Annotated in this window: 27 protein-coding genes and 6 pseudogenes; 17 read left to right on the plus strand and 16 right to left on the minus strand. The window is 65.9% G+C overall.

Annotation, left to right across the window (positions count from 1 at the left end):
• Positions 1–321 (plus strand): DUF971 domain-containing protein (locus tag ACH13J_RS15445; RefSeq protein WP_397544244.1); only part of this gene is annotated, 321 nt, incomplete at its 5' end.
• Positions 314–1,597, plus strand: coding sequence for a DUF6522 family protein (locus tag ACH13J_RS15450; protein ID WP_397544245.1), 1,284 nt, complete (start codon positions 314–316; stop codon positions 1,595–1,597). The genes ACH13J_RS15445 and ACH13J_RS15450, both read left to right, overlap by 8 nt.
• A gap of 185 nt (positions 1,598–1,782) precedes the next feature.
• Here the strand turns inward: ACH13J_RS15450 and ACH13J_RS15455 are convergent, their stop codons facing one another.
• Complete coding sequence (locus ACH13J_RS15455; RefSeq protein WP_397544271.1) at positions 1,783–1,956, minus strand: hypothetical protein; 174 nt, start codon at positions 1,954–1,956, stop codon at positions 1,783–1,785.
• A 112-nt stretch (positions 1,957–2,068) separates the two neighbouring features.
• Between ACH13J_RS15455 and ACH13J_RS15460 the strand changes: the two are divergent.
• Together ACH13J_RS15460 and ACH13J_RS15465 are read left to right on the plus strand one after the other, a co-directional pair.
• Positions 2,069–2,179 (plus strand): annotated as a pseudogene (locus ACH13J_RS15460) (DUF2924 domain-containing protein); the annotation flags it as partial.
• A pseudogene (locus ACH13J_RS15465) lies at positions 2,176–2,385 on the plus strand (recombinase family protein); the annotation flags it as partial. The pseudogenes ACH13J_RS15460 and ACH13J_RS15465, both read left to right, overlap by 4 nt.
• Here ACH13J_RS15465 and ACH13J_RS15470 read toward each other — a convergent pair.
• From ACH13J_RS15470 to ACH13J_RS15500, 6 genes and pseudogenes are all read right to left on the minus strand, one after another.
• Positions 2,380–3,272 (minus strand): annotated as a pseudogene (locus ACH13J_RS15470) (IS110 family transposase); the annotation flags it as partial. The pseudogenes ACH13J_RS15465 and ACH13J_RS15470 sit on opposite strands and share 6 nt — an antisense overlap.
• Positions 3,273–3,431: 159 nt before the next feature.
• The gene (locus ACH13J_RS15480) at positions 3,432–4,406 is read right to left on the minus strand and encodes a putative zinc-binding metallopeptidase (RefSeq protein WP_397544247.1); all 975 of its coding nucleotides are present in this window, start codon (positions 4,404–4,406) and stop codon (positions 3,432–3,434) included.
• Positions 4,407–4,481: 75 nt separating this feature from the next.
• A complete protein-coding gene (locus tag ACH13J_RS15485; RefSeq protein ID WP_397544248.1) occupies positions 4,482–4,652 on the minus strand; it encodes a hypothetical protein in 171 nt (56 codons plus the stop codon).
• Positions 4,653–4,718: 66 nt separating this feature from the next.
• Positions 4,719–5,981 (minus strand): DUF2254 domain-containing protein, encoded by a 1,263-nt coding sequence (locus ACH13J_RS15490; protein ID WP_397544249.1) that lies wholly within the window; start codon positions 5,979–5,981, stop codon positions 4,719–4,721.
• A 36-nt stretch (positions 5,982–6,017) separates the two neighbouring features.
• Positions 6,018–7,430, minus strand: a complete 1,413-nt coding sequence (locus ACH13J_RS15495; RefSeq protein ID WP_397544250.1) for a dihydrolipoyl dehydrogenase — start codon at positions 7,428–7,430, stop codon at positions 6,018–6,020.
• Between the two features lie 4 nt (positions 7,431–7,434).
• Positions 7,435–7,812: a cupin domain-containing protein gene (locus ACH13J_RS15500; RefSeq protein WP_397544251.1), complete on the minus strand. Its 378-nt coding sequence runs from the start codon at positions 7,810–7,812 to the stop codon at positions 7,435–7,437.
• A 145-nt stretch (positions 7,813–7,957) separates the two neighbouring features.
• Between ACH13J_RS15500 and ACH13J_RS15505 the strand changes: the two genes are divergently transcribed.
• The 7 genes from ACH13J_RS15505 to ACH13J_RS15535 all read left to right on the plus strand — a co-directional run bounded on the left by ACH13J_RS15505 (position 7,958) and on the right by ACH13J_RS15535 (position 11,686).
• On the plus strand, positions 7,958–8,245 hold the full coding sequence (locus ACH13J_RS15505; RefSeq protein ID WP_397544252.1) for a sll1863 family stress response protein: 288 nt from the start codon (positions 7,958–7,960) through the stop codon (positions 8,243–8,245).
• A gap of 4 nt (positions 8,246–8,249) precedes the next feature.
• The gene (locus ACH13J_RS15510; RefSeq protein ID WP_397544253.1) at positions 8,250–8,708 is read left to right on the plus strand and encodes a sll1863 family stress response protein; all 459 of its coding nucleotides are present in this window, start codon (positions 8,250–8,252) and stop codon (positions 8,706–8,708) included.
• A 212-nt stretch (positions 8,709–8,920) separates the two neighbouring features.
• A complete protein-coding gene (locus ACH13J_RS15515) occupies positions 8,921–9,097 on the plus strand; it encodes a hypothetical protein (protein ID WP_397544254.1) in 177 nt (58 codons plus the stop codon).
• Between the two features lie 214 nt (positions 9,098–9,311).
• Positions 9,312–9,521, plus strand: coding sequence for a hypothetical protein (locus ACH13J_RS15520; protein ID WP_397544255.1), 210 nt, complete (start codon positions 9,312–9,314; stop codon positions 9,519–9,521).
• A 22-nt stretch (positions 9,522–9,543) separates the two neighbouring features.
• Positions 9,544–10,413 carry an MBL fold metallo-hydrolase gene (locus tag ACH13J_RS15525; protein WP_397544256.1) on the plus strand — a complete coding sequence of 290 codons (870 nt, stop codon included), beginning with the start codon at positions 9,544–9,546 and terminating at the stop codon, positions 10,411–10,413.
• Positions 10,410–11,042 (plus strand): hypothetical protein, encoded by a 633-nt coding sequence (locus ACH13J_RS15530; protein WP_397544257.1) that lies wholly within the window; start codon positions 10,410–10,412, stop codon positions 11,040–11,042. Before ACH13J_RS15525 ends, ACH13J_RS15530 begins: the two co-directional genes overlap by 4 nt.
• 74 nt (positions 11,043–11,116) lie before the next feature.
• A complete protein-coding gene (locus tag ACH13J_RS15535) occupies positions 11,117–11,686 on the plus strand; it encodes a hypothetical protein (RefSeq protein ID WP_397544258.1) in 570 nt (189 codons plus the stop codon).
• Between the two features lie 6 nt (positions 11,687–11,692).
• On the opposite strand, the gene ACH13J_RS15540 is transcribed toward ACH13J_RS15535, so the two are convergent.
• Positions 11,693–12,508, minus strand: coding sequence for a formate/nitrite transporter family protein (locus tag ACH13J_RS15540; RefSeq protein WP_397544259.1), 816 nt, complete (start codon positions 12,506–12,508; stop codon positions 11,693–11,695).
• An 81-nt stretch (positions 12,509–12,589) separates the two neighbouring features.
• The gene (locus ACH13J_RS15545) at positions 12,590–13,369 is read right to left on the minus strand and encodes an ion channel (protein ID WP_397544260.1); all 780 of its coding nucleotides are present in this window, start codon (positions 13,367–13,369) and stop codon (positions 12,590–12,592) included.
• Positions 13,370–13,615: 246 nt separating this feature from the next.
• Between ACH13J_RS15545 and ectA the strand changes: the two genes are divergently transcribed.
• The 4 genes from ectA to ACH13J_RS15565 are packed head-to-tail and all read left to right on the plus strand — an operon-like array spanning position 13,616 to position 17,241.
• Positions 13,616–14,134, plus strand: coding sequence for a diaminobutyrate acetyltransferase (gene ectA, locus ACH13J_RS15550; protein WP_397544261.1), 519 nt, complete (start codon positions 13,616–13,618; stop codon positions 14,132–14,134).
• Between the two features lie 26 nt (positions 14,135–14,160).
• On the plus strand, positions 14,161–15,435 hold the full coding sequence (ectB, locus tag ACH13J_RS15555; RefSeq protein ID WP_397544262.1) for a diaminobutyrate--2-oxoglutarate transaminase: 1,275 nt from the start codon (positions 14,161–14,163) through the stop codon (positions 15,433–15,435).
• Between the two features lie 4 nt (positions 15,436–15,439).
• Positions 15,440–15,823 carry an ectoine synthase gene (locus ACH13J_RS15560; protein WP_397544263.1) on the plus strand — a complete coding sequence of 128 codons (384 nt, stop codon included), beginning with the start codon at positions 15,440–15,442 and terminating at the stop codon, positions 15,821–15,823.
• A gap of 14 nt (positions 15,824–15,837) precedes the next feature.
• On the plus strand, positions 15,838–17,241 hold the full coding sequence (locus tag ACH13J_RS15565; RefSeq protein WP_397544264.1) for an aspartate kinase: 1,404 nt from the start codon (positions 15,838–15,840) through the stop codon (positions 17,239–17,241).
• 21 nt (positions 17,242–17,262) lie between these two features.
• On the opposite strand, the gene ACH13J_RS15570 is transcribed toward ACH13J_RS15565, so the two are convergent.
• From ACH13J_RS15570 to ACH13J_RS15585, 4 genes are all read right to left on the minus strand, one after another.
• Positions 17,263–19,278 (minus strand): CocE/NonD family hydrolase, encoded by a 2,016-nt coding sequence (locus ACH13J_RS15570; RefSeq protein ID WP_397544265.1) that lies wholly within the window; start codon positions 19,276–19,278, stop codon positions 17,263–17,265.
• A gap of 82 nt (positions 19,279–19,360) precedes the next feature.
• The gene (locus tag ACH13J_RS15575) at positions 19,361–20,659 is read right to left on the minus strand and encodes an ATP-grasp domain-containing protein (protein ID WP_397544266.1); all 1,299 of its coding nucleotides are present in this window, start codon (positions 20,657–20,659) and stop codon (positions 19,361–19,363) included.
• Positions 20,660–20,729: 70 nt separating this feature from the next.
• Positions 20,730–23,372 (minus strand): cyanophycin synthetase, encoded by a 2,643-nt coding sequence (cphA, locus tag ACH13J_RS15580; protein WP_397544267.1) that lies wholly within the window; start codon positions 23,370–23,372, stop codon positions 20,730–20,732.
• The gene (locus tag ACH13J_RS15585) at positions 23,359–24,219 is read right to left on the minus strand and encodes a cyanophycinase (RefSeq protein ID WP_397544268.1); all 861 of its coding nucleotides are present in this window, start codon (positions 24,217–24,219) and stop codon (positions 23,359–23,361) included. Before ACH13J_RS15585 ends, cphA begins: the two co-directional genes overlap by 14 nt.
• A 189-nt stretch (positions 24,220–24,408) precedes the next feature.
• Between ACH13J_RS15585 and ACH13J_RS15590 the strand changes: the two genes are divergently transcribed.
• Positions 24,409–25,335 carry an isoaspartyl peptidase/L-asparaginase gene (locus ACH13J_RS15590; RefSeq protein WP_397544269.1) on the plus strand — a complete coding sequence of 309 codons (927 nt, stop codon included), beginning with the start codon at positions 24,409–24,411 and terminating at the stop codon, positions 25,333–25,335.
• 97 nt (positions 25,336–25,432) lie between these two features.
• Here ACH13J_RS15590 and ACH13J_RS15595 read toward each other — a convergent pair whose 3' ends face one another.
• On the minus strand, positions 25,433–25,672 hold the full coding sequence (locus ACH13J_RS15595; RefSeq protein ID WP_397544270.1) for a hypothetical protein: 240 nt from the start codon (positions 25,670–25,672) through the stop codon (positions 25,433–25,435).
• 57 nt (positions 25,673–25,729) lie between these two features.
• Positions 25,730–25,891, minus strand: a pseudogene (locus ACH13J_RS15600) (integrase core domain-containing protein); the annotation flags it as partial.
• 118 nt (positions 25,892–26,009) lie between these two features.
• On the opposite strand from ACH13J_RS15600, the pseudogene ACH13J_RS15605 reads away from it, so the two are divergent.
• Positions 26,010–26,216: pseudogene (locus ACH13J_RS15605) on the plus strand (very short patch repair endonuclease); the annotation flags it as partial.
• On the opposite strand, the pseudogene ACH13J_RS15610 reads toward ACH13J_RS15605, so the two are convergent.
• A pseudogene (locus ACH13J_RS15610) lies at positions 26,217–26,318 on the minus strand (transposase); the annotation flags it as partial.

Consider the following 26,318-nt stretch of genomic DNA (forward strand, 5'->3'; position numbering starts at 1 on the left):
GCCCCCGGCGGGCCGGCCGAGCGGCTTGCCGCGCTCGACCACGCGGAGGGCGCGCTGATCCTGCGCTGGTGCGACGGCGCCGAGCAGCGCCTTGCCGACCGCGATCTGCGACTCGCCTGCCAATGCGCGCAATGCCGCGAGGAAATGAGCGGCGCGCGACTTCTCGACCCCGACACCGTGCCGCTCGACATCGCACTGACGCGGGTCTGGAGCGTGGGGAACTACGCGCTTGGCATGGCCTTCAGCGACGGGCACGACACCGGGATCTACACCTTCAAGGCGCTGCGCGCGCTGGCCGGGACGGAGCTCGAGGATGTCTGAACCGATGCCCCGGCGGCGCATCCGCGCCCAGGCCTCGGCCGGCGATCCGAACGCGATGGCCTTCATCCTCGACGCGCCGGTCCAGCCGGGCCGGTCGGGGCGGCTTGAGCCGACCGATGCAACACCGCTTGCGCAAGCGCTCTGCGCGCTGGAGGGCCTGTTGCGGGCTGAGGTCCGTGACGCAACGATCTGGGTCCGGAAAACCGCCGACGCGGATTGGGCAGCGCTGAAGCCCGCCATCGCCGCGGCTGTCCGAGATGTGCTTGACGAAACCCCGTATCCGCTCGGCGAAGATGACACGACCGGTGCCCCCGGCGCCGATCCCGACAGTGCGCTCCTGAGGGAAGTCGAGGCGCTGCTCGACGGGCAGGTCAACCCTGCGGTCGCGGCGCATGGCGGGCACATCGCTGCAGACCGCGTCGAGGGCGGCACGGTGTATCTGCGCATGTCCGGCGGCTGCCAGGGCTGCGCGGCCTCGGCAGCCACGCTGCGTCAGGGCGTTGAACGGATGCTGCGCGCTGCGTTGCCGCAGATCGGCGAGATCGTCGATGTCACCGACCACGCGGCGGGCAGCAATCCATATTACGCCCAAGGCGGTGGCGCGTCACCCGCCCTGAACCGACCGATCCCTGCCGAGGTCATCGGCTGGGAGGACGGACAGGTGACCGTGGATCCCGATTTCCTCGCACCGCGCCTCGGCCTGACGCCCGAGACGCTCCGCGAAGGTCTCCACAGTGGTTCCGTCGTCGGTGTCACGGAAACCGGCCAGGATGCGGATGCCGGCAAGACGCGGGTCGTCCTGCGCAGCGGCAGCCGGGCCTGGGCGGCCGAGATCGATGCGACCGGCGCGGCCCGCGAGATCCCGCCGCCGCGCGTGATCGAGGCGGCTGTCGGCAAGGAACAGGATCTCCCGGGCCGCGTCCGCGCCCATCTGGAAGCCCTGCCACCGGATGCAGTGCCGATCACCTACGGTGCCTTGGCGCGTGCGCTCGGGCTGTGGATGCCGGGCTCGGTCGGAAAGGTCACCGCCGCGCTGGAGACCACGATGCGCGAAGACGCAGCCGCAGGCCGGCCCTTCATCGCGGCGCGCGCGGTCAGCCGCGCGCGAGCCGAACTGCCCGCGAAGGGCTTCTTCGACCTCGCGCGCGCCCTCGCACGCGGACCGACAGAGGGCGAAAGCGAGCAGGACTTCCACGCGAGAGAGTTGGATCTTGCCGACAAGATGATTGGCAAGGCACAGGCCGCAAGCGAAGGCTCGCCACGGCTGCGCGCTTAGCGCGGTCACCGGCTCGGCCCGACCACGTTCATCTCGGCCGTCATGGTCCAGTGGACCACCTGCGTTACGAGCGGCGTGGACTGCAATTGACCTTCGGAATGCAGCTATCGGACTTCACACACATCGAATGACCTAGGTACCGCCGAAAATACAAGCGAGCCAGAGCGAGCCAGAGCGTGCCTCCCTCAGCCGATCTTTACGCCCCAGAACGAAGTCTGATCGGCGGCGAAGTAGCCATCCGCGGCGCGGAAGTTGCCCTGCAGCTCGACGGTGTCACCGACGGTGAGCGAGGCCATCGTCTGCAGCCACAGCGCCGTCGCCTCACCTGACGAGTTCGAGGCGGCGGTGATCGGCCTCATCGAGCGGCAGGTGTTGGCGCTCGTTCCGGGGCTTGGGAAGCTGGATCGGGACGAGGTCAGCGCCCCGGGTTCCAGACGGCCGCAATTGGCTCTGTACGCGGTTCTCACTGGCTGGGAGGGGCGGCCCTACAAGTCGCTGTCCGCCATCGCGCGCGCGATCACCGGCACACGTTGGAACGGCTGGGTGTTCTTTGGCTTGAAGTCGCGGAGGGCGCGGACATGACCAAGCCTATCGTGCGAAAACAGCGCTGCGCGATCTACACGCGCAAGTCCTCCGAGGAAGGGCTGGAGCAGGAGTTCAACAGCCTCCACGCCCAGCGGGAGGCTTGCGAGGCGTACATCGCCAGCCAGCACTCCGAGGGCTGGGTGCTGGTCCGCGATCAGTATGACGACGGCGGCATCTCGGGCGGGACACTGGAGCGTCACGGCCATTGCGCCGGTGATCAGCAATCTTCGGATGTCGCGCTGCCCCATCTTCGAGGTCTTCCCCAGCCTCTGCTTGCCGCCGGTGGAATGTTGACGCGGCACCAGCCCGAGCCAGGCGGCGAAATCTCGGCCGCGGCGGAACTGGTCCATGGGCGGGGCGAAGGTTTCCACGGCGAGCGCGGTGATCGGGCCGACGCCGGGCATCGTTCGCAGCCGCCGGGGCATTTCGGCCTCGTCCGACATGGTCTCGATCCTCGCTTTCAGATCCTTGAGCCTTTCCGTCAGGTGCGCGATCTGCTCGAGGAGCATCCGGCAGATGTCGCGGGCCAGTTCAGGCATGTCCGTGTCGGGGTCCTCGACCACCTTTGCCAGGCGCGGGACGAACCCGATGCCCGTGGGCGCGACATGCCCGAACTCGTAGAGATGCGAGCGCAGCGCGTTGATGGTCTCGGTGCGCTGCTTCACGAGCTGCTCGCGCGTGCGAAAGGCGATTGCACGCGCCTGCTGGTCGGCGGTCTTCGGCTCCACGAACCGCATGGTCGGCCGCAGCGCCGCCTCGACAATGGCCTCGGCGTCGGCCGCGTCGTTCTTCTGCCGCTTGATGAACGGCTTGACGTAGTGCGGCGCGATCAGCCGAACCTCATGACCCTGCTGCGTCACCTGCCGAGCCCAGTGATGGGCGCTGGCGTAGCCATCGGTCGCTCGGACTGGTGGCGCAACCGCTGGCAACCCTCCATCGCCACACGGCACTGCGGCTGCTCCGCCATGAACCGCGCGAACTGCGGCCGCGACATTTTCTTGCGAAACACGACAGAACCGTCCGCCTCCGCGCCGTGAACCTGGAACACGTTCTTTGCCAGATCGACGCCGATGATGGTAACCTCTCCCATGGATGCCCTCTCCTTCAGCTTGTGCTTCGACACCACGAGTTTGGCACATCGCGATGCCGTCAGGGGAGAGCGGCATCCACCCCATCTCCGTCCCTTCACTTCGAATGCTGGCGCGATCTGAAGGCCCTTTAAGGAAAACGGACATGGTCGCGTGACGGTTCAAGCCGCCTCGCTCCGCTTCAGCCACTTCTGCGCGAACGTCAGCTTTTCGCGAACGTGATCTGGTGTCACAAACGGGTAGAGATCGCTGACTCCAAGCGCCCGGTTCACGTGATTGAGAGCGACGCCGATTTCAATGGCCACGGTCAGAAGGCGCGCGCCGTCCTCCTCGCGATAGGCGTCATAGCCAGGTTCCGCGAACGTCTCCGAGGACAGGTGGGCCGCGGCGAAACTGTCGACCATGTCCACAAGGTGCAGGGCATGAGCCGCGCTTTCGGCCCAGTCCTCGTGCGGATGGGCCGAGGCGTAGGACGAGATGTAGGCGGTTTCCCAGCCTGTCGGTGGGCCGGCCTCGTAATGCCGCGTCAGGGCTGCGCCGTAATCCGTTGTCTCGTCGCCGAACAGCCCATTAAAATCGCTCGCGAACCCATCCGATGCGGCCAACCGCTCGAAGAGAAAATGCGCGATCTCATGCCGAAAGTGCCCGACCATGGTGCGATAGGGCTCGCCCAGTTGCTCTCGCCTGCGAACCCGCTCGGCAGCATCGCTTTCGGCCAGGTTGATCGTGACGAGGCCCGACGCGTGGCCCATGGTGATGTCGGCGGGGCCCGAGGCGGTGGCCTCCGACAGCATGTGGAATTCGGGGCGCGGGCAATCATCCGCCGCGCCGAACCAGCCCCAACGGCGCAGCCCGGCCAGGACCCGGCGCTTGGCCTGTTCTGCCTTCGACCAGAGCAGATCATTGCCGGCGACGGAAAGGTCCGGCAGGACGGTCGTGAGAGCGCAGCTTTCGCACAGGCCGCTGTCGGCGCCCGCGACCCAGTTGCAAGCGATCTGCTCCCGATTGGCACAGAACGGGGCTTCAGTCTCGAATTTGCCCCTTTCGGCATCAAAGGCGATTGTCGCACCACAGGAGCATGACAGGTTGTCGAAGAAGAGGCGGCCACCGCAGTCGGGGCAATCGAAGAGCTTCATTTGCTTAATCCACGTGGAGACAGTTGGCGGGCCTTTGGGCGCGCGCCAACCCCCAAGGCGGCGGCACCCCGTGTGTCAGTCCTGCGTGGCCGCAGCAGGAGCGGCCTGTTCGTCGAGCGGCACACCGTCCCAAACACCAAGGGCGAACAGGACGGCCACGACAATCGCGAGGGCTGCTGCGATCCCGAGGATAGCGGGCCAGTGGCGGCGTTTCTGCTTTTCGATGTTCGTATTTGGTGCAGACATGGATTTTCCCCTTTTTTTTCTATATTCGTCCGATCTGGTTCCGTATCGCTGCACTTGGACAAGGTTTCACGCCGATTTGCGATGAGCCTCGCGTGCATCCGGCGCGGCGCTCCCGACAGCGGCCATTTCGGTGGACGTCAGCGGCGCCGCGTTCGCACGCTCGATCGCCTCACGCGACATCTCCATGCAGGCGTGGGCGAACAGGTCGGGGGCGACGCCGCACAGGGCGGACAGGGCTTTCTGCAGCCTTACCTGAACCTCGAACAGAACAGCCCCATCGCGCGCGATCGGTCGGAAGGCGTCCTCGATCACATCCTGCACGAGGATCGGGGGTACGTGAACACGATCGAACCGCACGTCGGCATCCGGACGCTCGCGCCATCGCGCGAGGATGCGGACATGACGCCCCAAGATGTCGATCGCCGTTCCCGGATCGTTGACGGCCGGCGACAGCGCTCGGGAGGCGATTTCGGTCAGGACAATGACGCCGAACCGCGGATCCTCATCGAAATTCCGGGTCGCCCCGATGGTGATGCACTCGCGCAATTCCGCGGATTGTTCCGTATCAGGCGATGCAGACCTCACCGAGAGCAGCGGAGTGCCGGGTGCGACGAAGCTGCCGGGCAGATGGTGAAGAAACAAATCCGCCTCGAGGCTTTCACCGCATTTCTGCAGAGCCTGCATATCGACATGCTGGATGTATCCGGTGGTCTCAGCCGCGATCGTCATGGCCTCGGAGGGTGGAGCATTGCGCAGCGGTCGACCGCCGAGGAAGGGATTTTCCAGCCGCCGCTGGAGCGCGTCCGCGGCCGTTCGTTCAACACGGTCGAGCGTGTCGCCCATGCGGCCGAACTGCATCAGGTGGCCAATCCACCGGATCAGCGCAACGACGACAAGGCCGATCACCAGTATGGTGAACAGGAACACCACCACCTTGCCTGATGCGTCGTAGAACTCGGCATGGAGCGCCACGAGGCCAACGAGGCCAAAGAGAAACGCGCCGAGGAACGTGGCCAGCACGTTCTGCGTGGTGCGGTCCTGCTGAAGAAGCACCGTCGCCCGCGGTGTCGCGGACCCGGCGGCTGCGGCGAAGGCGGAGACCGCGATCGACAGCGAGAAGGTCGTCACCGCCAGCATCGAAGAGGTCAGGATGCCGAGAAGTTGCGACACGGCCTCTGAGCCGGTCTGCAGCGAGAGTTCCGGCGGCAGATACGGCGACAGCAGGCGCGCAACCGCAGCCGCCAAGAGCGCAAGCAGCGCAAAGCTGACAACGCGGACCCAGACTTTCTTGAGGAATTCGCGCAGATACCACGCGTAGCGCGAGATCATGGCCGCTCCCGCGCTGTAAAATGCCCCGCCGGCGCGTCAGTCCAGCGCATCATGGCCGATTTCCTTGCAGTCGGAGAGATCCGATCCGCCCGCACCTGCGACGTCCTTGGCGAGGTCGCGCAAGGCGCTACGCAGCCCTTCCTCGAGGACCGGATGGTAGAACGGCATCGCCAGCATGGCGGCGACGGCCATCTCCGCCTCCACGGCCAGGGCTAGCAGGTGCGCAAGATGTTCGGCCCCCGGCGCGCACATCTCGGCGGCCAGCAGGCGGCCGGTCTTTCGATCGGCGTGGATGCGAAGAATGCCGGCGGCTGTCTGTGCCATGCGGGCGCGAGCCTGTTTCGAGAAATCCGCCCGGCCGGTTGCGACGCTCGCCTCGTCCAGGTCGGACAAGGGCGGGCCGACGCGCGCCACCTGGGGCGCGGAGAAGGTGATGAAAAGCGGCGTGCGTCGGCAGAGCCCGCCGCCTTCCGCATCCGGCGCGGCCATGCGGCCGGCGATATGCCCCTCGTCGGCGGCCTCGTGCAGGAGCGGGCGGTACGCGTTCGCGTCGCCCGCGAGGAAAACCGGCAGATCGCCAATGCGCAAGCTCGCGGGATCGACCTCGGGCAGCCCGTCGTCGTCGAGCGGCACGCCGAGCGTCTCCAGCCCCAGATCGTCGATGTTCGGCCTGCGGCCCATCGCGGCCAGCACCGCGTCGGCCTCGAACGCCCCGCCTGCGCCGGTCACGCGGAGCGCGCCGCCCCTATCCTCGATCTCTGCCGGGGCGCCCAGATGGAGCGCAAGTTCGGCCTTGATCAGGGGGCGGAAGGCGGCCAGCACCTCCGCGTCGTCGATGCCTGCAAGCGCCTCGACGGCGTCGAAGCCCGCCACCTCCAGCCCCAACCGCGCCAGCGCCTGCGCGATCTCCACCCCGACCGCACCCATGCCGATCACGGCGATGCGGCGCGGCAGGTCGGCCTGTTCGAAGAGCGTGTCCGTGGTCAGGATCCGGTCGCCGAACGCGCGCCACGGCCCCGGCACGATGGGGCTGCTGCCGGGGGCGAGGATGATGGCGCGCGCCTCGATGGTCTCGCCGTTCACCTCCAGCCGCCCTGGGCCCAGCAGCCGCGCGCGCCCCGCGACGGCGCGCTTGCCCAGCTTGTCCGGCACCGCTTCCGGCCCCTTCACGAAACCGTCGCGCATCGCGCGCACGCGGGCGAGGACCGCGGGGATGTCCGCGCGGAGGCCATCGGCGCCGCGGATGCCGAACTCCTCGAAGGTGCTGCGCCGGTGAAAGGCGTTCGCCGCCTCGATCAGCGCCTTGGATGGCATGCAGCCGACTGCGGCGCAGGTCGTGCCCCAGTGGCCGTCGTTGACCAGCAGGAAATCGTCTGTGTGCCGGCGCACCTCGCGCAGGGCCGAAAGCCCTGCGCTGCCCGCCCCCACGATCACGGTATTGACCTTCACCGGCTCATTCGTCCGCGTCGGCGTCGGCCTTGGTCTCGTGCTCGGTGCCCGGTTCGTGCTCGGGCGGGCTGTAGGTGGTGAAGAGCTTCAGCATCCCCGACCCGGTGTTCTTGAAGTTGTGGAAGACGCCCGAGGGCACGATGCTGACATCGCCATCGGCGATCTCGCACTCGGTCTCGCCGATCTTGGCCACTCCCGAGCCCGCAACGAAGTAGAGCAGCTGGTCATGCCCCTCGTGCACCTCGCCGCCGATCTCGCCGCCCTCGGGGATGGCCATGAGCACCAGCTGCGTCTGCTCGCCGGTCCACAGGACCTTGCGGAACTCGTCGTTCGCGCGGGCCAGCTCGACGACGGGCAGCGTCAATTTCTGGGTCTCGGTCATGCTTTGGCTCCTGCAGCATTTTAAGGTCTGATGATCGGTTTCGGTCGCTCGCGTGTCCTTAACCCAGATTAATTACACTGGCACCGCACCGATCTATGCCTTTCGACGATGCCATATGCACTCAAAATCGAAAGGGAGACGTCACTTGTCAAACCGTGAAGCTTACATCGAAAAGGCCAAGGCGAAGATCGACCAGTGGAACACCGAGATCGACAGGATGAAGGCGCAGGTCGACGAGGCCGAGGCTGATGCGAAGATCGAGGCCCAGAAGCAGCTCGACGAGGCGCGCGCGCAGCGCGACGAGGCCGAGGCGAAGCTGAAGGAGCTGCGCGAGGCCAGCGACGACGCCTGGGACGACATGAAGGCGGGCTTCGACAAGGCCTGGGACAGAATTTCGGGCGCCTTCGACAGCGCCATGTCCCGCTTCCGGTGAGGCCATGCCGATGACCTTCCTCGATACCCTGCGGGCGGCGGGGCTCGCCGCCCTGCTCGCCATGCCCGCCGCCGCGCAGGAGACGGACGCGCTGACCACCGCCGACGAGGTCCGCGCGGAAATCTCGGACGCGATGGACGCCATCGCGGCCTATTCCGAGCAGGAGCGCGACCAGGCGCTGGCTGAGGCGCGCGAGGCGCTGAACCGGCTCGATGCCGAGATCGAACGGCGCGAGCAGGCCCTGCGCGAAAACTGGTCGGAGATGTCCGACGCCGCGCGCGAGACCGCCGAAGCGCGGCTGCGTGACCTGCGGCAAGCGCGCAACCGCCTCGGCGAGCGCTACGGTGCGCTTGAGTCCGGCGCGAGCAGCGCCTGGGACGAACTGAAGACCGGCTTTTCGGACGCGTGGACCGCCTTCTCCGAGGCGTGGAGCGCGGCAGACGACAACGCCTTCAACAACTGACCGTCCGGCCCACGCCGCCCGCGCAAGGATTGCGGGCGGCGTGGGCCGGACCGAAGCATTTCTGTAGTATCACCATGGACACAGCCCTTTGGATCGTCGTCGCGGCGGCGGGTCTCACCGCGATCATGACCGGCGTCGGCGCGCTGCCTTTCCTGTTCGTCAGACGCTTACGCGACCGGACGATGGGCTAGTCGATCGCCGCCGCCGGCCTGATGCTGGCCGCCAGCCACAGCCTGATCGCCGAAGGCGTGTCGCTCGACATCACGCTGACGCTGGTGGGCGTGCTGGCGGGGCTGGGCGCGATCGTTCTGGCCGACCGGTTGCTCTCGGGCGCGGGCGACGTGGAGGTGGCTGACTGTCAGGGTGCGGGTGCGGCCAGGCGCTGCTGATCCTCGGCATCATGACGGCGCATTCCTTTGCCGAGGGCGTCGGCGTGTCCTTCGCCGGCTCCGAGGGCTTGGGCGCCTAAATCACCCCGGCCATCGCCTTCCACAACGTGCCCGAGGGGCCGGCCATCGCGCTGGTGCTGGTGCCGCGCGGCTCCCCCGTCTGGAAGGGAAGGCCGCGCTTTGGGCGATCTTCACCAGCCTGCCGCAGCCGATCATGGCCGCGCCCGCGTATCTGTTCGTCGAGACCTTCCGGCCCTTCCTGCCCGTAGGCCTCGGCCTTGCGGCGGGCGCGATGATCTGGATGGTGTTCTCCGAGCTCTACCCCGACGCGCTGGAAAAGGTCCGCCACGGATCGGCAGCGACGGCCGTGACGCCGGCCTTCTCGGCCATGATGGCCTTCCAGATGCTTGTCCTTGCCCATTGAGCGGCTGAACCAGGAGTTCCCCATGTCCCCCATCCTCCGCGCCTTTTTCGACCGGCCCACCGGAAGCCTGCAATACGTCTTCCATTGTCCGAAGACGAAGAAGGCCGCCATCGTCGACCCCGTCTGGAATTTCTACCCCGAGGCCGGCGCCGTCACCACCGAAAGCGCCGACGAGATCATTGCTTATGTCGAGGCGGAAGGGCTGGAGGTGGTCTGGGTGCTCGACACGCACCCTCATGCCGATCATTTCTCGGCCGCACCCTATCTGTCCGAAAAGCTTGGGGCGCCCACGGCGATCGGCGAAAAGGTTACCGACGTCCAGAAACTGTGGAAGGGCCTTTACCATCTCGGCGACGATTTCCCCACCGACGGTTCGCAGTGGGACCGGCTGTTCGCCGAGGGCGACGAATTCATGGTGGGCGAGATCCCCGTGCGCGTGATGTTCTCGCCCGGTCACACGCTGGCCTCGATTACCTATGTCGCGGGCGACGCGGCCTTCGTCCATGACACGTTCATGATGCCCGAAAGCGGCACCAGCCGGGCCGATTTCCCCGGCGGCAGCACCGAGGACCTTTGGAATTCGCTGCGCGCGATCCTGGATCTGCCGGGCGACACGCGGCTCTATATCGGCCACGATTACCCCGATGACGGGCAAGCCCCTGAATACATGGCGACCGTGGCCGAACATCGCCTGCGCAACCGGCACGTCAAGGACGGGATCGGCAAGGCCGAGTTCATCGCCACCCGCGATGCCCGCGACGCGACGCTGCCACTGCCCGGGCGCATGCTGGCCGCCCTTCAGGTGAACATCCGGGGCGGGCGCCTGCCCGAGGCAGAGGCCGACGGCCACAGCTACCTGCGAATTCCGGTCGGAAAGTTCGATCCGCGATGAGTGATCCGGTCAAATCGGCCTTCGGCACGATCACTGGTGCGAAGGCCGCGCAGATCGAGCGCGGCGAGGCGCGCAACGGGGTCGTGCATGTCATCGCGCTGACGCTGACCAAGACGGCGGATGCGCTGATCGACCCCAAGCTGGTGCTGTCCTGGCTGCTGACGGCGCTGTCGGCGCCGGGCGCGATGATCGGGCTGCTGGTGCCCGTGCGCGAAGCGGGCGCGCTCCTGCCGCAACTGGCGCTCGCCCGCCGGGTCGAGGCCAGCCCGCAGCGCAAGCGCTTCTGGGTCGTGGGCAGCGCGGTGCAGGGCATCGCGGCGTTCGGAATCGCGGCAGCCGCGCTGCTCCTGTCGGGTGCCGTGGCGGGCGCCGTTATCGCGGTCTGTCTCGCGGTGCTGGCGGTGGCGCGCTCGGCCTCCTCGGTCAGCTACAAGGACGCGCTGGCGCGCACCATCACAAAGCGGCGGCGGGGTGCTGTCACGGGCCTGGCCGCCTCGGTCTCGTCGGTGTCGGTCTTCGGCGTGGGCCTCATGATGGCCTCTGGACTGTTCGAGGTGGCGGTTGCGCCGCTTGCGGCGATCATCGCGCTGGCGGGGCGGCCTTCCTGCTGGCCTCGGTCATCTTCATAACGCTGCGCGAGCCCGGGAAAACGCCCGACACCGGGGAGGACGACGGCAGCCTCGCCGCGCTGGTCGAGCCGATCGTGACCGACGGCCAGTTGCGCCTCTTCGTGGCCTCGCGGGCGGCGCTCGCCGTAACCGCCTTGGCGCCGCCCTTCATCGTCATGCTGTCGGCCGCCTCGGGGCGCAACGCGCTCGACCAGCTGGGGCCGCTGGTGATGGCCTCGACCGGCGCCTCGGTGTTGGCTTCCTATGTCTGGGGGCGGCTCTCGGATCGCTCCAGCCGCCAGACGCTGATGGCCGCGGGCGGGATCGGGGACGCGGTCTTCGGCGTCGTGGGCGGCGTCGGCCTCGGCTTTGGCGGGCTCGGCGGGGCGCTTGGTGCGGCGGCGGCGATCTTCGCGGCACAGATCGCCTATGAGGGCGTGCGCGCGGGCCGCAAGCTTCACCTCACCGACATGGCCGAGGACGGCTTCCGCGCCCGCTATACGGCGCTGTCGAACACGCTGATCGGGGCGGCGCTTTTGGCGGGCGGGCTGTTCGGGATCGCAGCGGACCGCTTCGGTCCGGCGCCCGTCCTGCTGGCCTTTGCCGTCATCGCCGCCCTCGGCGCCGTTCTGGCGCGGGGCCTCGAGGAGGTCCAGGAGGACTGACGGCGCTCAGATCTCCTCGCGCACCTGCGCGTAGGTCAGCGCCGCGAAGATGCCGGTGCCGCCCAGAACGTTGCCGGCAAGCGCGGGAAGGATACCGCCGAAGACCGCAGATGCCAGGCCGAGTTCTCCGTTCACAACCAGCACGAACAACTCGGTCGACCCGGCCACCACGTGCGACATGCCGCCCAGCCCGATGATGTAGGTGATTATCACGATCATCAGCACCTCGCCCGCGCTTTCCATCCGCGGCAGGATCCACACCAGCGCCGCGATCAGGAACCCTGCCGGAATGCCCCAGGCGAAATGCTCGAAAGGGGTCGCCTCGGCATAGTGGCGCGAGATCGACAGGATCCCCTCGAACCGGGGCTCTGGCAGGATATGCCCATGCACCAGCACCAGCGCCGCCGCGAGGCAGCCGACGAGATTGGCCGCGAATACGATCCCCCACAGCCGCGCAGTTTGCGCGAAGTTGGACCGCGTCGGCGCCAGAAACAGCGGCAGGATCGGCGTGATCGTGTTCTCCGTGAACAGCTGCATTCGCCCGAGAATGACGATCAGGAAGCCGACAGTGTAGCCAAGATTGGTGATCCCTGCCGCCCAGTCTGCATGGGGCAGGATCGAGGCGAGAAACCCTTTCGCCAGCACCGAGGTGCTGATCGCGAGCCCCGCCGCGACGCCCGACCACCAGAGCGCGCTCAATGGGCGGGACAATTCATGCTCGCCCTCACGCCGGATCGCCTCGAAGATGACCGAAGTGGGGACATTGGAATATTCGTCGAGCTGCTCGTTTTCGTCGCGGTCAAGATCGGCTTCTTCGGACATATCTCTTCTTCCACAATGCTCCGGCATTCACATCCGGGGCGCAGCAGCCTTGCGGCCCATGATCGGGCGGGACCCGTGCGCTCAGGCGCCCGTCTCGCCCTCTGTCTCGATTTTCAGCGGCTCGCCGCAATGCTTGCAGTGGATCGCATCCGGTTCATGCCGGTTCAGACCACATTCCGGACGCTTATACTTGATCTTCGAAGGTTGGAAGATGGCGCGCGCAAGCTGCACGAAGAGCGCCACGCCCACGACCATGATGAACACTGACAGCAGCTTGCCGCCCGGTGTCGTCATCGTGATGTCGCCGAAGCCCGTGGTCGTGAGCGTCGCCACAGTGAAGTAGAGCGCGTCGATGTAACCCTCCAAGCCCGCCGCCTCGTCGAAGGCCAGGACGAAGACGAAGGACGTGGTCACGAAGATGAAGACGAACAGGTTGACCGCAGCAAGGATCGCATCCTCGTGGCGACTGAAGAACAGGCTCTCACGCCGCAGATCGCGCAGCAGGTGGTAGGAGTGGATCAACCGCAGCCCCCGCAGCACGCGCAGAAAGGCGAGATTTTCGGTCAAGAGCGGTGCAAGCAGGAGGGACGCCACAACGACAAGATCCGCCAGCGTGTAGATGCGCGACAGCTCCCGGCGCAGGTTGTCGGAAATCCAGAAGCGCGCCGCGAGATCGAGCAGGATGATAAGGCCAACCCCGGTGTTCAGCGTGGTCATGGTCGGCGTCGTCGGCAACGCCGCGGTCGCGATGAAATAGACGATGGTCAGCACGTCGAAAACGATCAGACCATAACGAAACCGCCGGGCGCGCTGGCTTTGACCGGTGTAGAGCAGCCGGATCCTGCGATGGAGTTCTTTCATGCCCGCACTTCTTTCATGTCCGCACCATGCCGCAGGTTCGCGGCCCGGACCATAGGCAGAGCGACGACGCCCGCAAGATCTGCAAGAGGCAGAAGCGACCAGCCATTCCGATGCGCCGCCGCCACGGAACGGCGCAAGGCAGGCAAAGGACACGGGTCACAAATCACCACGACAGGTCGCATTTCTCTTAGCGCATCTCCGCCGCGATCTCTATGATGATCGCTTATCACCGAATCGAGACACACCATGCCCGACGACCAATCCTCTGCCTCCCTGACCTTCCGAGCGCCCACGTCCGGGGACGGGGCAGATGTCTGGGACCTCATTCGAAAGAGCGGCCCGCTCGACGAAAATTCGATGTACTGCAACATGGTGCAGTGCGATCATTTCGCGGATACCTGCGTGATCGCCGAGCTTGACGGGGAAATCGTCGGCTGGATCTCGGCCTTCATCCCGCCGGACGAGCCTGACGCACTGTTCGTCTGGCAGGTCGCAGTCGGCGAATCCGCACGCGGCCGCGGCGTGGCGAAAAAGATGCTGGACCAACTTTTCGAGCGTCCTGCCTGCGCCGAGGTCACCAAGCTCAAGACCACGATCACCGCCGACAACGACGCGAGTTGGGCGCTGTTCAACAGCTTTGCCGACAACATGGATGCCGAGCTGGACCACGAGCCGCACTACAAGGAAGATGCGCATTTCGGCGGCAAGCACGCGACCGAATACATGGTCACCATCAGCGACATTGACCGCACCGCCGCTGAATGACCATCCTACTTCCAAAAGGTGACCCCATGCAGACCGATATCTTCGAGCGCCGCGAATCCAAGGTGCGCAGCTATTGCCGCAGTTTTCCCGTGGTCTTTTCCCGCGCCGAGGGCAGCCACATGTTCGACACCGAAGGCCGGAAATACATCGATTTCCTGGCCGGCTGTTCGACCCTGAACTACGGCCACAACGACCCCGACATGGCCGAGGCCTTGATCGACCACATCCGCGCGGGGGGAATCGCGCACGGCCTGGACATGTATACCGTGGAAAAGGCGCGATTCCTGACCGCCTTCGAGGAGATGATCCTCAATCCGCGCGGCATGGACCACAAGGTGATGATGACCGGGCCCACCGGCACCAATGCCGTCGAGGCGGCAATGAAACTCGCGCGCAAGGTGACGGGGCGGCGCAACATCGTGTCCTTTACCAACGGCTTTCACGGCATGACCATGGGGGCGCTGTCGCTGACCGGCAACGCGGGCAAGCGCGCGGGCGCGGGCGGCGGTCCGCTCTGCGGCGCGACGCACATGCCATTCGACCGTTCGCTGGGCGCGGACGTGGACACACTGAGGCACCTCGAGATCATGTTCGACAACCCGTCCTCGGGTCTTGATGCGCCGGCGGCCTTCATCTTCGAGCCGGTGCAGGGCGAAGGCGGGCTGAACGCGGCCTCCGACGAATGGATGCAGGGCGTCGCCCGGCTGGCAAAGGAGCTTGGCGCACTTCTGATCGTGGACGACATCCAGTCGGGCTGCGGCAGGACGGGGACGTATTTCGCGTTCGAGAATGCCGGGATCGACCCCGACATGATCACCCAGGCGAAATCGCTGTCCGGCTTCGGGCTGCCCTTCGCGGCGCTGCTGGTGAAACCCGAGCACGACATCTGGAAACCGGCCGAGCACAACGGAACCTTCCGCGGCAACACGCATGCGTTCGTCACGGCGCGCGTCACGCTTGAGAAGTTCTGGAAGGACGACAGTTTCACCGCCGAGGTCCGCCGCAAGGGCGCGCACCTGAAGGACCGCCTGTCCAAGATCGCCGAAATGGTGCCGGGCGCCGAACTGCGCGGCCGCGGCATGATGCAGGGCATCAACGTCGGTTCGGGCGACCTGGCCGGTGCGATCTGCGCGGCGGCCTTCGAGCGCGGGCTGATCATCGAAACCTCGGGCGCCGACGACGAGGTGGTGAAGTTCCTCGGCCCGCTGACCACGCCCGACGCCGTGCTCGACGAAGGGCTCGACATGCTCGAGGCCGCAGTCGGCGAGGCCGCTTCGAAAACCCAAAGGGCCGCGGAGTGAGAGCATGATCGTCAGGGATTTCAACGACCTCAAGAACAGCGACCGCGCGGTTTCGGACGCGCATTGGACCAGCGTGCGGTTGCTGCTGGCGGATGACGGAATGGGCTTTTCCTTCCACATCACCACGCTGAGGGCCGGCAGCGAGCATACCTTTCACTACAAGCACCACTTCGAAAGCGTCTACTGCATGTCCGGCCACGGCCGCATCACCGACCTTGCGACCAGCCAGACGCACGAGATCCGGCCCGGCGTGATGTATGCGCTCGACCAGCATGACAAGCACACCCTCGTGGCCGACGAGGACCTGGTGATGGCCTGCTGTTTCAACCCGCCAGTGACGGGCACGGAGGTCCACCGCGAGGACGGCTCCTACGCGCCGGCCGATTGAGAAGACCACAGAACATGACACGGGGACATACCGTCGAAAAGATCGGCGGCACCTCCATCAGCCGCGCGGACGAACTGATGGATACGCTTTTCTGCGGCGACAGGGAGGGCAGCCCCTACGGCCGCCTCTTCGTGGTCTCGGCCTTCGGCGGGATCACCGACCTGCTGCTTGAGAACAAGAAATCGGGCGAGCCGGGAGTCTACGGGCATTTCGAATCCGCCGAGTCGGACATGAAATGGAGCGCGGCGCTGGACCACGCGGCCGAGCGCATGGCCGAGGATCACGCCCGGCTGCTCACCCACCGGGGGGACCGGCAGGAGGCCGACGATTTCCTGCGTGACCGGATCGAGGGCGCGCGCTCCTGCCTGATCGACCTGCAGCGCCTGACCTCCTACGGTCATTTCCGGCTGGGCAACCAGTTGCTGACCATCCGCGAACTGCTCTCGGGGCTGGGCGAGGCGCACTCCGCCAAGGTGGTGACGCTGATGCTCAACCGCCGCGGGGTGGATGCGCGAACGATCGACCTGTCGGGCTGGCGGGACGAACGCCATCCCGACCTGCAGACGCGCCTCACCGATGCCCTGTCGGGGATCGACTTCGACCGGGAACTGCCGATCGTGACCGGCTATGCGCAATGCCGCGAAGGGTTGATGCGGGAATTCGACCGCGGCTATTCCGAGGTCACCTTTGCGCATATCGCCGCCCTGACCGGCGCGCGCGAGGCGGTGATCCACAAGGAATTCCACCTTTCCAGCGCCGACCCCAAGATCGTCGGCAGCGGCAAGGCCCGCAAGATCGGGCAGACCGATTACGACGTGGCCGACCAGCTGTCGAACCTGGGGATGGAGGCCGTGCATCCAAGCGCGGCCAAGATCCTGCGCCAGGCCGGGATCCCGCTGCGCGTGGCCAATGCCTTCGACGTGGAGGATCCCGGCACCATGATCCTGTCGGACGTCGAGGCCGCGCCGCGCGTCGAGATGGTCACGGGCCTCGTCGTGGTGGCACTGTCCGTGCACGAGCCGGACATGGTCGGGGTAAAGGGGTATGACGCCGCGATTCTCGAAGCGCTGACGCAGAGCGATGTCTGGATCGCCTCCAAAGCGTCGAACGCCAATACCATCACCCATTACGTCGACGCGCAGTTAAAGGCTCTGCGCGCGGTGGAACGCGCGGTCGAGGCGCGGTTCGAGAAGGCCGAGATCGACGTCCGTAAGATCGCGCTGGTCAGCGCGGTCGGGCGCGGCCTGCTTGCGCTCGGGGTGCCGGCGCGCGGTCTCCAGGCGCTGGCCGAGGCCGGAATCGACAGCCTTGGCGTGCACGCCATAGCGCGGGGCGTGGACGTGCAGTTCCTCGTGCCCGAGGACCGGCTGAACGACGCCATCACCGCGATCCACGCGGCCCTCGTCGAGGTGGCGTGAGGCCACCTCGCGTTTCGCGACTTATACCGACTGGCGCAGGATGGTCGCGGTGTAGGTCTCGTCGCGCACGGACGTATCGCCTTGGAACGCCTGCATCCGCGCGTTCAGGTAGAAATTCGTGGCGTCACTGGTCATGTGCGTATGCGTCACTGTGCGGATCGCCCAGTCGTCCCGCTGCATCGCGTGCTCCCACGTCACTTCGCCCTCGGCCGAAGTCGGATCGCCCGGCAGGATCGTATACCGCTCGGTACATTCGGCGGAATGGGTCAGCCCGTGATTGGTGATATGCGCCGCGCCCTCGTGCACGCGGATCTGGGCCGTGACGCGCCCGGTCGTTGTGTCTTCGCTCACTGTCCATTCCGCGGCAGGAGGCGTTTCGAATTCTTTTTCCAGCGGCGCCGCGGCGCGCGGCGGGCCGAACGGCGCCGCATCGCTGTGGTCGCCGTCGCGCACAGGCACGGTGAGCGTGCATCGCTCGGTCTGCACCCGCAAGGTGACGGGTTCAGGCGCGGGCCAGGCGACGGGGAAATAGCTGGTCGACAACGCCAGCCGTATCCGGTGACCGGCGCGGAAGGTCTGCGCCACGTGCTTCATCGGCACGTCGACGGTATAGGTCTGCCCCGGCACCAGCGGTTCGGGATGTTCGTGCCCATCGCGGTGGGTCAGGTTGAGCAGCCCGTAGCTGACCCGCGTCGCGGCCCCGTCGGGCGCCACGTCCATGAGCCGGAGCGCGGCCTGCGCGACCGGGCGGTCGGAGGTGAACGTCAGTGTCAGCACCGCGTCGCCGAGCATGTGTAGCGGGTCGGCGAGCGGCGCGGTCTCGAAGCAGAGGCTGCCCGAATCCTCGCGGCGCTGGTCGCCCGGCTGGTCGCCGGGCAACGCATAGGAGCACCACTTGCCCCCGTGAAAGCCGACCCAGAGCGGCGAGGCGATGTCGAGCCAGCCGCCGGGCAGCGCGTCCGAGCGCGACATGCGCCCGTCGGAGCCGAGGGCGAAGGCGGTCCGCGTGACATTCGGCGAGGGCCAGCTCGGCTCGGTGATCCAGTGCCCGTCGCGATGCTTGTAGAACGAGGCCGGTTCGGCGTGATCCTGAAGATAGACGCGCAGCGGCAGCTCGTCCGCGATGCCGGTGTCGATACCCTTGAGCCACTGGTCCCACCAGCGGGTTTCCTCGGTCAGCCAGTCGATCGCCGGACCCGGTTCCCCGACATGCGGGTAGCAATGCGACCACGGGCCGACGATCCCCTTGGCCGGGCCTTGCAGGTTCTCGACCAGACGAAAGACCGCCCGGCAGTAGCCGTCCGCCCAGCCGCTGACGGCGTAGACGGGCACCTGGATGTCGCTGAAATCCTCGCAGACCGAGCCATGCTTCCAGAACGCGTCGCGCGTCTGGTGCCGCATCCACGTCTCGAGCCAGAAGCCCGAGCCGTCGAGCCGCTCTTCCCACAATTCGCGCCAGCGATCGCCGACATGCGCGGGATCCGGCGGCAGGGTGTTGATCCCGAACATCACCGACGCCCAGGACAGTTGATCGCAAAGCAGGGTGCCGCCCATGTAATGGATATCGTCGGCATAGCGGTCGTCCGTCGAACAGATCGTCACCACGGCCTTGAGCGCCGGCGGGCGCAGCGCCGCCAGTTGCAGGCCGTTGAACCCGCCCCAGGAAATGCCCACGATCCCGACACCGCCGTCGCACCAGGGTTGATCGGCGATCCAGGCGATCACGTCGCAGCCATCCTGAAGCTCGATCTCGGTGTATTCGTCGGTCATCACGCCGTCCGACTCGCCGGTGCCGCGCAGATCAACGCGCACGTAGGCATAGCCCTGCGCCACCATCCACGGCGCGCGCGCATGGTCGCGCTCCAGCGTCTTGTCGTTCTTGCGATAGGGAATATATTCGAGGATCGCCGGCACCGGTTGGCCATTCGCGTCCTCGGGCATCCAGATCCGCGCGGCAAGGCGGGTGCCGTCGGGCATCGGTATCTCGACATGTTCCAGCTCACACACGGTGACGGGAAGCGGGTCATCAATTTTCATGGAGGTCATCCTGCACTACGTCCGGGGCGATGCGGCCACCATATCGCCGCCCCGTTTGATAAAGTCCAGCGCGGACGCTGGTCTATTCCTCGATGTCGCTGAACTCGTAATTCAGCTTCTTCATGACCTGCTCGTAATTCCACAACAGCTTGGATTGCTTGCTCGCCCCCATCCAGACCGATGCCACGGCATAGCTATAGGCATCCTGTTCGGGCAGTTCCGACAGGCGCATGCCCTTCTTGACATAAGAGGCGATGCGCGTGCCCTCGACCTGCTCGGCCGCGACCTCGAGCTCGGCACGTGAGGGCGCGCGCGCCACCGTGGCATCGTTGAAGAACACCCGGTAAAAGAATTCGGCGGCCACGTTTTGTGGCCCCTCGCCGCGCGGCATGTCGGGTTTGCGCCCCAGGCCCAGATCGATCGTCACCTGCTGGTGGCTCACCCCGTCCACCATCTCGAACAGGTCGCAATGCGACTGCGCGATGCGGGTGTTGATCTCCAGCAGCCAGATCCTGTTCTGCACCTCGTCCCAGTAATACTCGATGTTGAAGCCCGCATTGTCATAGCCGATATGCGCCATCACCTTGCGGGTGATCTCGTCCATCTTGTCTTGCACACGGCGCGGCAGGGTCGAAGGGTAGAGGTAATAGAAAAAGCTGAGGACCTGCGGATAGCGGATCGAATCCACCGTGCCGTAGGGCATGACTTCGCCGTCATGGACATAGCCCTCGACGGTGCATTGCCGCCCACCGATCACCTGCTCGGCCATGCAGTAATGCCCCTCGATCGCCTTGATGTCATCGGGCAGATCGGCCTGGTCGAGCACGTAGTTGAAGGGTTCCGAAATCTGGTTGATCTCGGCCCGGAAGGCGGCCACCGCGTAATCGAAATCCTCGGGGCTGTCGATGCGAAAGCCGAGACGCGAGCCCGACGACTTGATCGGCTTGACGAAGAAGGGAAAGCGCAGATCAGCCTCGCCGATTTTTGACAGCGCGTTATCGTCGAACGGATCAAAAGCGGTGAACTTCGGGACTTGCTCGGGGATCACCTCGGCCATGACCTTGCGCGACCAGAATTTATGCTCGCACTTCAATAGGCTTTCCAGCGAGGCATTGCGGGTGCCGTATTTCGCGCACAGAAGCGGCAGCATGGTGGAAACCGGAAAGTCGATATACCCCACGATGGCGTCAATCGAGCCGTCAAAGGCGTCGAGCGTCGTCTCGGCCTCGCGCAGCATCGCGGGAATGTCGAATTCCTGCGTGTCCGAAACCGCCTCGGAGGTCAGGAGCGGGTGAAAGACGACATCCTCGACCCCCCGCAAACGGGTCAGTCTTTCGGCATTCATCGCGTTCAATCCGACGACGAAAACATTCTTGGTCATGATGCTGGTCCTTCCTTTTCAGGGCGCGCGCACCGGTGAGGCTGACGCACCGAATGGGTGCGGTTCATCCTCAAGCCTGGGCGAGATCGGACTGAACCGGAAAACTCCGTCCCTTGAGCCGCTCCGTGGTGCCGGTGATGTCATCCACCAGCAACAGCAGGAAATCGCCAGGCACCGCATCCGACATGGCCCGGTCAACGGCGTCCTTTTCGTTCATGATGACCTCGACCACGCACTCTGACCCGGCGTCGGCGGCCCCCTTCCGTATCAGGTCTGCGGTCTCGCCCTCGGCGCGCCCGCGCGCATCGGATTCGTAGACGTAGAGCACGTCGCACATCTTGGCGAGTTGCGCGCCCAGAGCGGCAAGGTCTTCGTCGCGGCGATTGCCCGGCGCGGTCGACACGCCGATCTTGCGCTGTTGTCCAAGCCCATTCACCAGCGGCTCCAGCGCCTTGAGCGCGGGCACGTTGTGGCCGTAGTCGATCAGGCATTTCACGCCGTCCGCCTCGAAATAGTTGGTCCGGCCGGGCATCTGCGCGGGGGTCGGGTGGAAGGTCAGCAGCCCGGCGCGAATGTCGTCGATCTCGACGCCATGGGCCAGCGCCACGGCCGTGGCGGCCATCGCGTTCTGCACGTTGAACGGCGCGTGCCCTTCGAACGCGATCGGAACGTCGTTGACATCCACCACGTCCACGACGACGCGGCCACGCATGACGACGATCCGGCCGTGCCGGACTGTCACGAGGGTGCGCAGCTCGCTCAGGTGGTCCTGGAGTGCGGGCGTTTCGGGATCCATGGTGAAATAGATGATCTCGCCGCGCGCCCAGTAGCTGCCATGCTCCATCACCAGCGGGTCGTCGGCGTTGAGCACGCAATGCCCGCCCTCGCGCTTGACGGCATCGACGACCACCGTCTTGCAGCGCGCCAGTTCGTCCAGCGTATGGATGTCGCGCTCGCCCAGATGGTCGGAGGCAATGTTGAGAAGAACGCCCACGTCGCACTCGTCAAAGCCCAGACCGCGCCGCATGATGCCGCCGCGTGCAACCTCGAGCACCGCGTGCTCGACCGTCGGCTCTCGCAGCACGGCCCGAGCGGCCGCCGGCCCGGAATAGTCGCCGCGCAGAATCACATGGTTGTCGATCTCGACCGTTCCGGTGCATCCCATGCCCACCGAATAGCCAGACTGCCGCAGGATATGCGTGGTCAGGCGGGTCGTCGTGGTCTTGCCGTTGGTCCCGGTGATCGCGGTGATCGGGATGCGGCCATTGTCGGTCGGGTCGGGAAACAGCATGTCGACGACATGCTCGCCCACCGGGCGCGGGGTGCCATGGGTCGGCGCCATGTGCATCCGGAAACCGGGGCCGGCATTGACCTCGACAACGCCCGCCGATTGCTGATCGAGCGGCTTGGTCAGCGTCTCGGCCAGAAGGTCGATCCCGATCACGTCGAGTCCGACATGCCGCGCGATCCGTTCCATCGCGAAGCGGATGTCGGGATGCACCTCGTCGGTCAGATCGGTGGCCGTTCCACCGGTCGAGATATTGGCGGTGGATTTCAGGAACACCATCTCGCCGTCGCCGGGCACGCTGTCGAGCGTGAGCCCGGCCTGTTCGAGCATGCGATGGGTCTGTTCGTCGACATGTATTTGGGTCAGCAGATTCTCGTGGCCCACGCCGCGCCGGGGATCCTGGTTGGCGGTGTCGATCAGCGCCTGGATCGTCGAGGTGCCATCGCCGGTGACATGCGCCGGGCGGCGGCGCGCGGCGGCCACCAGCTTGCCGCCGATCACCAGCATCCGGTGATCCTCGCCCTTGATATAGCTCTCGACGATCACAGCGCCCGAATCGTCGCGCAGCCGCGCCAAAGCCGCCTCGTAGCCCGATTTCAGATCGTCGAGATTGTTGATATCGGTGGTCACGCCGCGCCCGTGATTGCCCGCCAGCGGCTTCGTCACCACCGGCCAGCCGATCCATTCGGCGGCCTCCCTGACCTCGTCCCAAGAATAGCAGGTGTAGCCCTGCGGCACAGCGAGGCCGGCTTCGCCCAGTATCTGCTTGGTCCAGTCCTTGTCGTCGGCGATCGAGTGGCCGATGATCCCCGACGCATCGGTCACCGTGGCCTGGAACCGGCGCTGTTTCGAGCCATGCCCCAGTTGCGTATAGCTGGTGCCCTCGGTCAGGTTGTACCACGGGATGTTGCGGGCCTTGGCAGCGTTGACGATCGCCCCGGTCGAGGGCCCGAGCGCATTGGCGTCGCGCACCGCTTTGAGATGTTCGATGACTGGGCCAAGATCGACATGGCCGCCATCATAGAGCTTGCGCACGATCTCGACGGCCGCGTCGCCCGCGGCAAGGCCGGTGGCCTCGTCGCGGTAGCGATAGACCACGTTGTAGATGCCGACCTCGTAGCTGTCGACGGTCTTGCCGTAGCCCACCGAAAACCCGACCAAGTTCTGCAATTCGATGGCAACATGCTCGACCATGTGCCCGGCATAGGTGCCATTGCGCACCCGCTGCAGGAACCCGCCGGGTTCGCCAACCGAGCAGCGATGTTCGTATATGCTGGGGAAAATGGCTTCGAGTTTTTTCGCGATGCCGGGGACCTTGTCGCTCGGGCGGTCTTCCAGATCCTCGATATCGAGCCGCATGTAGATGGCCTGGTAGCGGCTGTAGTAGTTCGGCCCGCGCAGCGCGCGGTGCTCAAGAATGCGCATTCGCTTTTTGTTCCTCCAGAATACCGGCCTCTTGCGGGCCGAGTATGCGCCGATCCGACAAACTGTATCCGTTTCCGTCGATCAGCGCGTGCATTATGACGTTGTGGACGCTCACGGCGTCCCCGTCGGAAAGGTCGAACACGTTCGACCCGGTCATCTTGGAACTGTCGACCAGGATAACATGACCGGGCCCGAAGGCATAGAGCTTGCCATCGTCGAAGAGGATGGCCGCATCCTCTCCGAGGCCGACCCCGAGGAATTCGGGGTTCGTCGCGCCCACCTCCATCAGGCGAGAGAACCTTCCGCGTTCAAGGAAGTGGGTGTCGATGATCACGCCCTCCATCAACCCGAAGCCCGCCGACATCTTTACCGCGCCCTTGCGCAAGGCATCGGTGGAATCGCCCCCGTAAACCATGGTGGTGGACTGGCAGGCCGCCCCGGCGCTGGTTCCAGCGATGACGGCGCCTTGCTGGTGGCGCTTGCGGATCGTGTCGAGCGCCGGCGAGCCGCCGAAGATGCTGGTCAGGCGCATCTGGTCGCCGCCCGAGATAAAGATCACGTCGCTGCGCGAAAGCATGTCGATGAACGCCGAATCCGCCGCGTCTGTCCGTTCGCGGATGCGGATATCAAGCACCTCGCTTGCGCCAAGGCGCTGGAACACCCCGCGATAATCCTCGAACACGTCGTCGGGGATGCTGCTGGCCGTGGTTATGACGCCGACGACCGGGGCCGGTTCGCTGCTGAACGACAGCACGCGCTTGAGGATATCGGCCTGCGTCGTCTTGTCCTCGGCGCCGCCGATGGCCACAAGCTTGCCCCTGGTCGCGTGGCGAATCGACATGTCCATGCAGGATCTCCCTATAGCGTAAGGCGAAAGCCATACCTTGCAGGTTATTTACGTCCAGTTATATGATTTGCCTAGAGTACATTATGTGTGTGAAGTGCATATTCTGACACCACGGGCGGATAGCGGCCGGGCAAAGCGCGCATCGCTTCCGGTTCAACACCCTGTGGGCAGTCCCGGAAAGGAAAAACCGTGGCGGGTGACTTCGTCCTGGCAGTTCACGGCGGGGCCGGCGTCATGCCCCGCGCGGATATGACCCCCGAACGCGAGGCGGCGTATCACGCAGCCCTTGAACGGGTGCTGGCGGCCGGTGGGGCCGTGCTGGCCGGCGACGGCTGCGCCCTCGACGCCGTCACCGCCGCGACCGCGGCGCTGGAAGACGAGCCCTTGTTCAACGCCGGGCGCGGGGCGGTGTTCACCCGCGACGGCACCCACGAAATGGATGCCGCGATCATGGACGGGCGCGACCGCAAGGCCGGGGCCGTGGCCAGCATCGCCGGCGTGCGCAACCCCGTGCACCTTGCCCGCGCCGTCATGGAGCGGACCGATCACGTATTGATGGTCGGTGATGGGGCGCTGGAGATCGCGCGGGACGCAGGGCTTCCCTTCGAGGACGATGCCTATTTCTTCACGCAGGAACGCTGGGACAGTTTGCAAAGCACCTTGCAGATGGAAGCTGACGGCACGCTCGACGATGATCCGTCCCGGCGTCACGGCACGGTCGGGGCCGTGGCGCTGGACCGGGCCGGCAACCTTGCCGCGGCGACATCGACGGGCGGCATGACGGCCAAGCGCGCGGGCCGTGTCGGCGACAGCCCGATCATCGGCGCCGGAACCTTCGCCGACAATGCCACTTGCGCGGTCTCGGCCACCGGCGATGGCGAGGCCTTCATCCTCCTAGTCGTCGCGCACGAGATCGACGCGCGCATCCGGTTGGCCGAGCAGCCGATATCGGAAGCCGCGCGAGCGGTCGTGATGGACGACCTGACCGCCATCGGCGGCTCAGGCGGCTTGATCTGTATCGCGTGCGACGGGGCGCTCGCGATGCCATTCAACTGCGAAGGCATGTATCGCGGCTGCTTGCGCGACGGCGATGCACCCAAAACGGAGATCTATTGACGCGGTGCCTGGAAGGTCAGCGCCCCCGCCCGAGGCGACTGGCCAGCGGCATCACGGATGCTGGCCCTGGTCCTTGGGGCGCTATGCCGTGCCTCCCTCAGCCGATCTTGGCACCCCAGAACGAGGTCTGGTCGGCGGCGAAATGGCCGTCCGCGGCACTGAAGGTCCCCTGCAGTTCGACGCAGTCGCCGGCGGCAAGCGACACCATGGTCTGCAGCCAAAGCGCGGTCGCCTCGGAGACATGCGCGCCGCTAAACTCGCCGCGCGAGCCGCGGATCTCCGTCGTGCCGTTCAGGACGAGCCGCCCGCTCATCCGCGCCGACGTTCTGGCGTTCACCTTGTAGAGCAGCGTGTCGCCGATGAACTGCCCTCAACGAGTGGTCCGGTTCCATTGTTAGTGCATGACGAGCCGTTGATCCATCGGGACGATGCTCTCCGGCGCCGGGGGGCGGTAGCCCAGGGCGCTGTGGGGGCGCACCGTGTTGTAGTGGCGGCGCCATTGCTCGATCAGGAACGGCGCGTGGCCATCCTCGACAAGGGACGCGAACCCCTCTCCAAGTCCGCCTGGACCGGCGAACAGATCGACGATGCCGAAAGTCGAAGGCAAATCAGGCTCCTGACGAACTTCATTCAGCCGGTGTATACCAGGTTCAGGGACGAAAACCAGGACGCATGTGACAGATATCGTGGATCAGCAGACCCGGTCCCGCATGATGGCAGGGATCAGGGGAAAGGACACGAAGCCCGAGCTGGCGCTGAGGCGGGCGTTGCACGCGCGCGGTTTCCGATTCCGCCTCTATTCGAAGGCGGTCCACGGTCGACCGGACCTCGTTCTACCGAAGTATTGCGCCATCGTCTTCGTGCATGGCTGCTTCTGGCATCATCTTGTCGCCGCGTTTGGTGATGCGGCCCCGGGTGTCGGTCTCGTTGGACTGGCTGACCCGCGGGACGATGCCGAAATAGGCCGCCAGCTTGTCGGCGCT

The sequence above is a fragment of the Roseovarius salis genome, from assembly GCF_044472985.1.
Classification (GTDB): Bacteria; Pseudomonadota; Alphaproteobacteria; order Rhodobacterales; family Rhodobacteraceae; genus Roseovarius; species Roseovarius salis.

Coding starts and splice junctions, on each gene's coding strand:
- ACH13J_RS15450 (WP_397544245.1), top strand. CDS start 314: ATGTCTGAACCGATGCCCCGGCGGCGCATCCGCGCCCAGGCCTCGGCC.
- ACH13J_RS15455 (WP_397544271.1), bottom strand. CDS start 1,956: ATGAGGCCGATCACCGCCGCCTCGAACTCGTCAGGTGAGGCGACGGCG.
- ACH13J_RS15480 (WP_397544247.1), bottom strand. CDS start 4,406: ATGAAGCTCTTCGATTGCCCCGACTGCGGTGGCCGCCTCTTCTTCGAC.
- ACH13J_RS15485 (WP_397544248.1), bottom strand. CDS start 4,652: ATGTCTGCACCAAATACGAACATCGAAAAGCAGAAACGCCGCCACTGG.
- ACH13J_RS15490 (WP_397544249.1), bottom strand. CDS start 5,981: ATGATCTCGCGCTACGCGTGGTATCTGCGCGAATTCCTCAAGAAAGTC.
- ACH13J_RS15500 (WP_397544251.1), bottom strand. CDS start 7,812: ATGACCGAGACCCAGAAATTGACGCTGCCCGTCGTCGAGCTGGCCCGC.
- ACH13J_RS15510 (WP_397544253.1), top strand. CDS start 8,250: ATGCCGATGACCTTCCTCGATACCCTGCGGGCGGCGGGGCTCGCCGCC.
- ACH13J_RS15515 (WP_397544254.1), top strand. CDS start 8,921: ATGCTGGCCGCCAGCCACAGCCTGATCGCCGAAGGCGTGTCGCTCGAC.
- ACH13J_RS15520 (WP_397544255.1), top strand. CDS start 9,312: ATGGCCGCGCCCGCGTATCTGTTCGTCGAGACCTTCCGGCCCTTCCTG.
- ACH13J_RS15525 (WP_397544256.1), top strand. CDS start 9,544: ATGTCCCCCATCCTCCGCGCCTTTTTCGACCGGCCCACCGGAAGCCTG.
- ACH13J_RS15530 (WP_397544257.1), top strand. CDS start 10,410: ATGAGTGATCCGGTCAAATCGGCCTTCGGCACGATCACTGGTGCGAAG.
- ACH13J_RS15540 (WP_397544259.1), bottom strand. CDS start 12,508: ATGTCCGAAGAAGCCGATCTTGACCGCGACGAAAACGAGCAGCTCGAC.
- ACH13J_RS15545 (WP_397544260.1), bottom strand. CDS start 13,369: ATGAAAGAACTCCATCGCAGGATCCGGCTGCTCTACACCGGTCAAAGC.
- ectA (WP_397544261.1), top strand. CDS start 13,616: ATGCCCGACGACCAATCCTCTGCCTCCCTGACCTTCCGAGCGCCCACG.
- ectB (WP_397544262.1), top strand. CDS start 14,161: ATGCAGACCGATATCTTCGAGCGCCGCGAATCCAAGGTGCGCAGCTAT.
- ACH13J_RS15560 (WP_397544263.1), top strand. CDS start 15,440: ATGATCGTCAGGGATTTCAACGACCTCAAGAACAGCGACCGCGCGGTT.
- ACH13J_RS15565 (WP_397544264.1), top strand. CDS start 15,838: ATGACACGGGGACATACCGTCGAAAAGATCGGCGGCACCTCCATCAGC.
- ACH13J_RS15570 (WP_397544265.1), bottom strand. CDS start 19,278: ATGAAAATTGATGACCCGCTTCCCGTCACCGTGTGTGAGCTGGAACAT.
- ACH13J_RS15575 (WP_397544266.1), bottom strand. CDS start 20,659: ATGACCAAGAATGTTTTCGTCGTCGGATTGAACGCGATGAATGCCGAA.
- cphA (WP_397544267.1), bottom strand. CDS start 23,372: ATGCGCATTCTTGAGCACCGCGCGCTGCGCGGGCCGAACTACTACAGC.
- ACH13J_RS15585 (WP_397544268.1), bottom strand. CDS start 24,219: ATGGACATGTCGATTCGCCACGCGACCAGGGGCAAGCTTGTGGCCATC.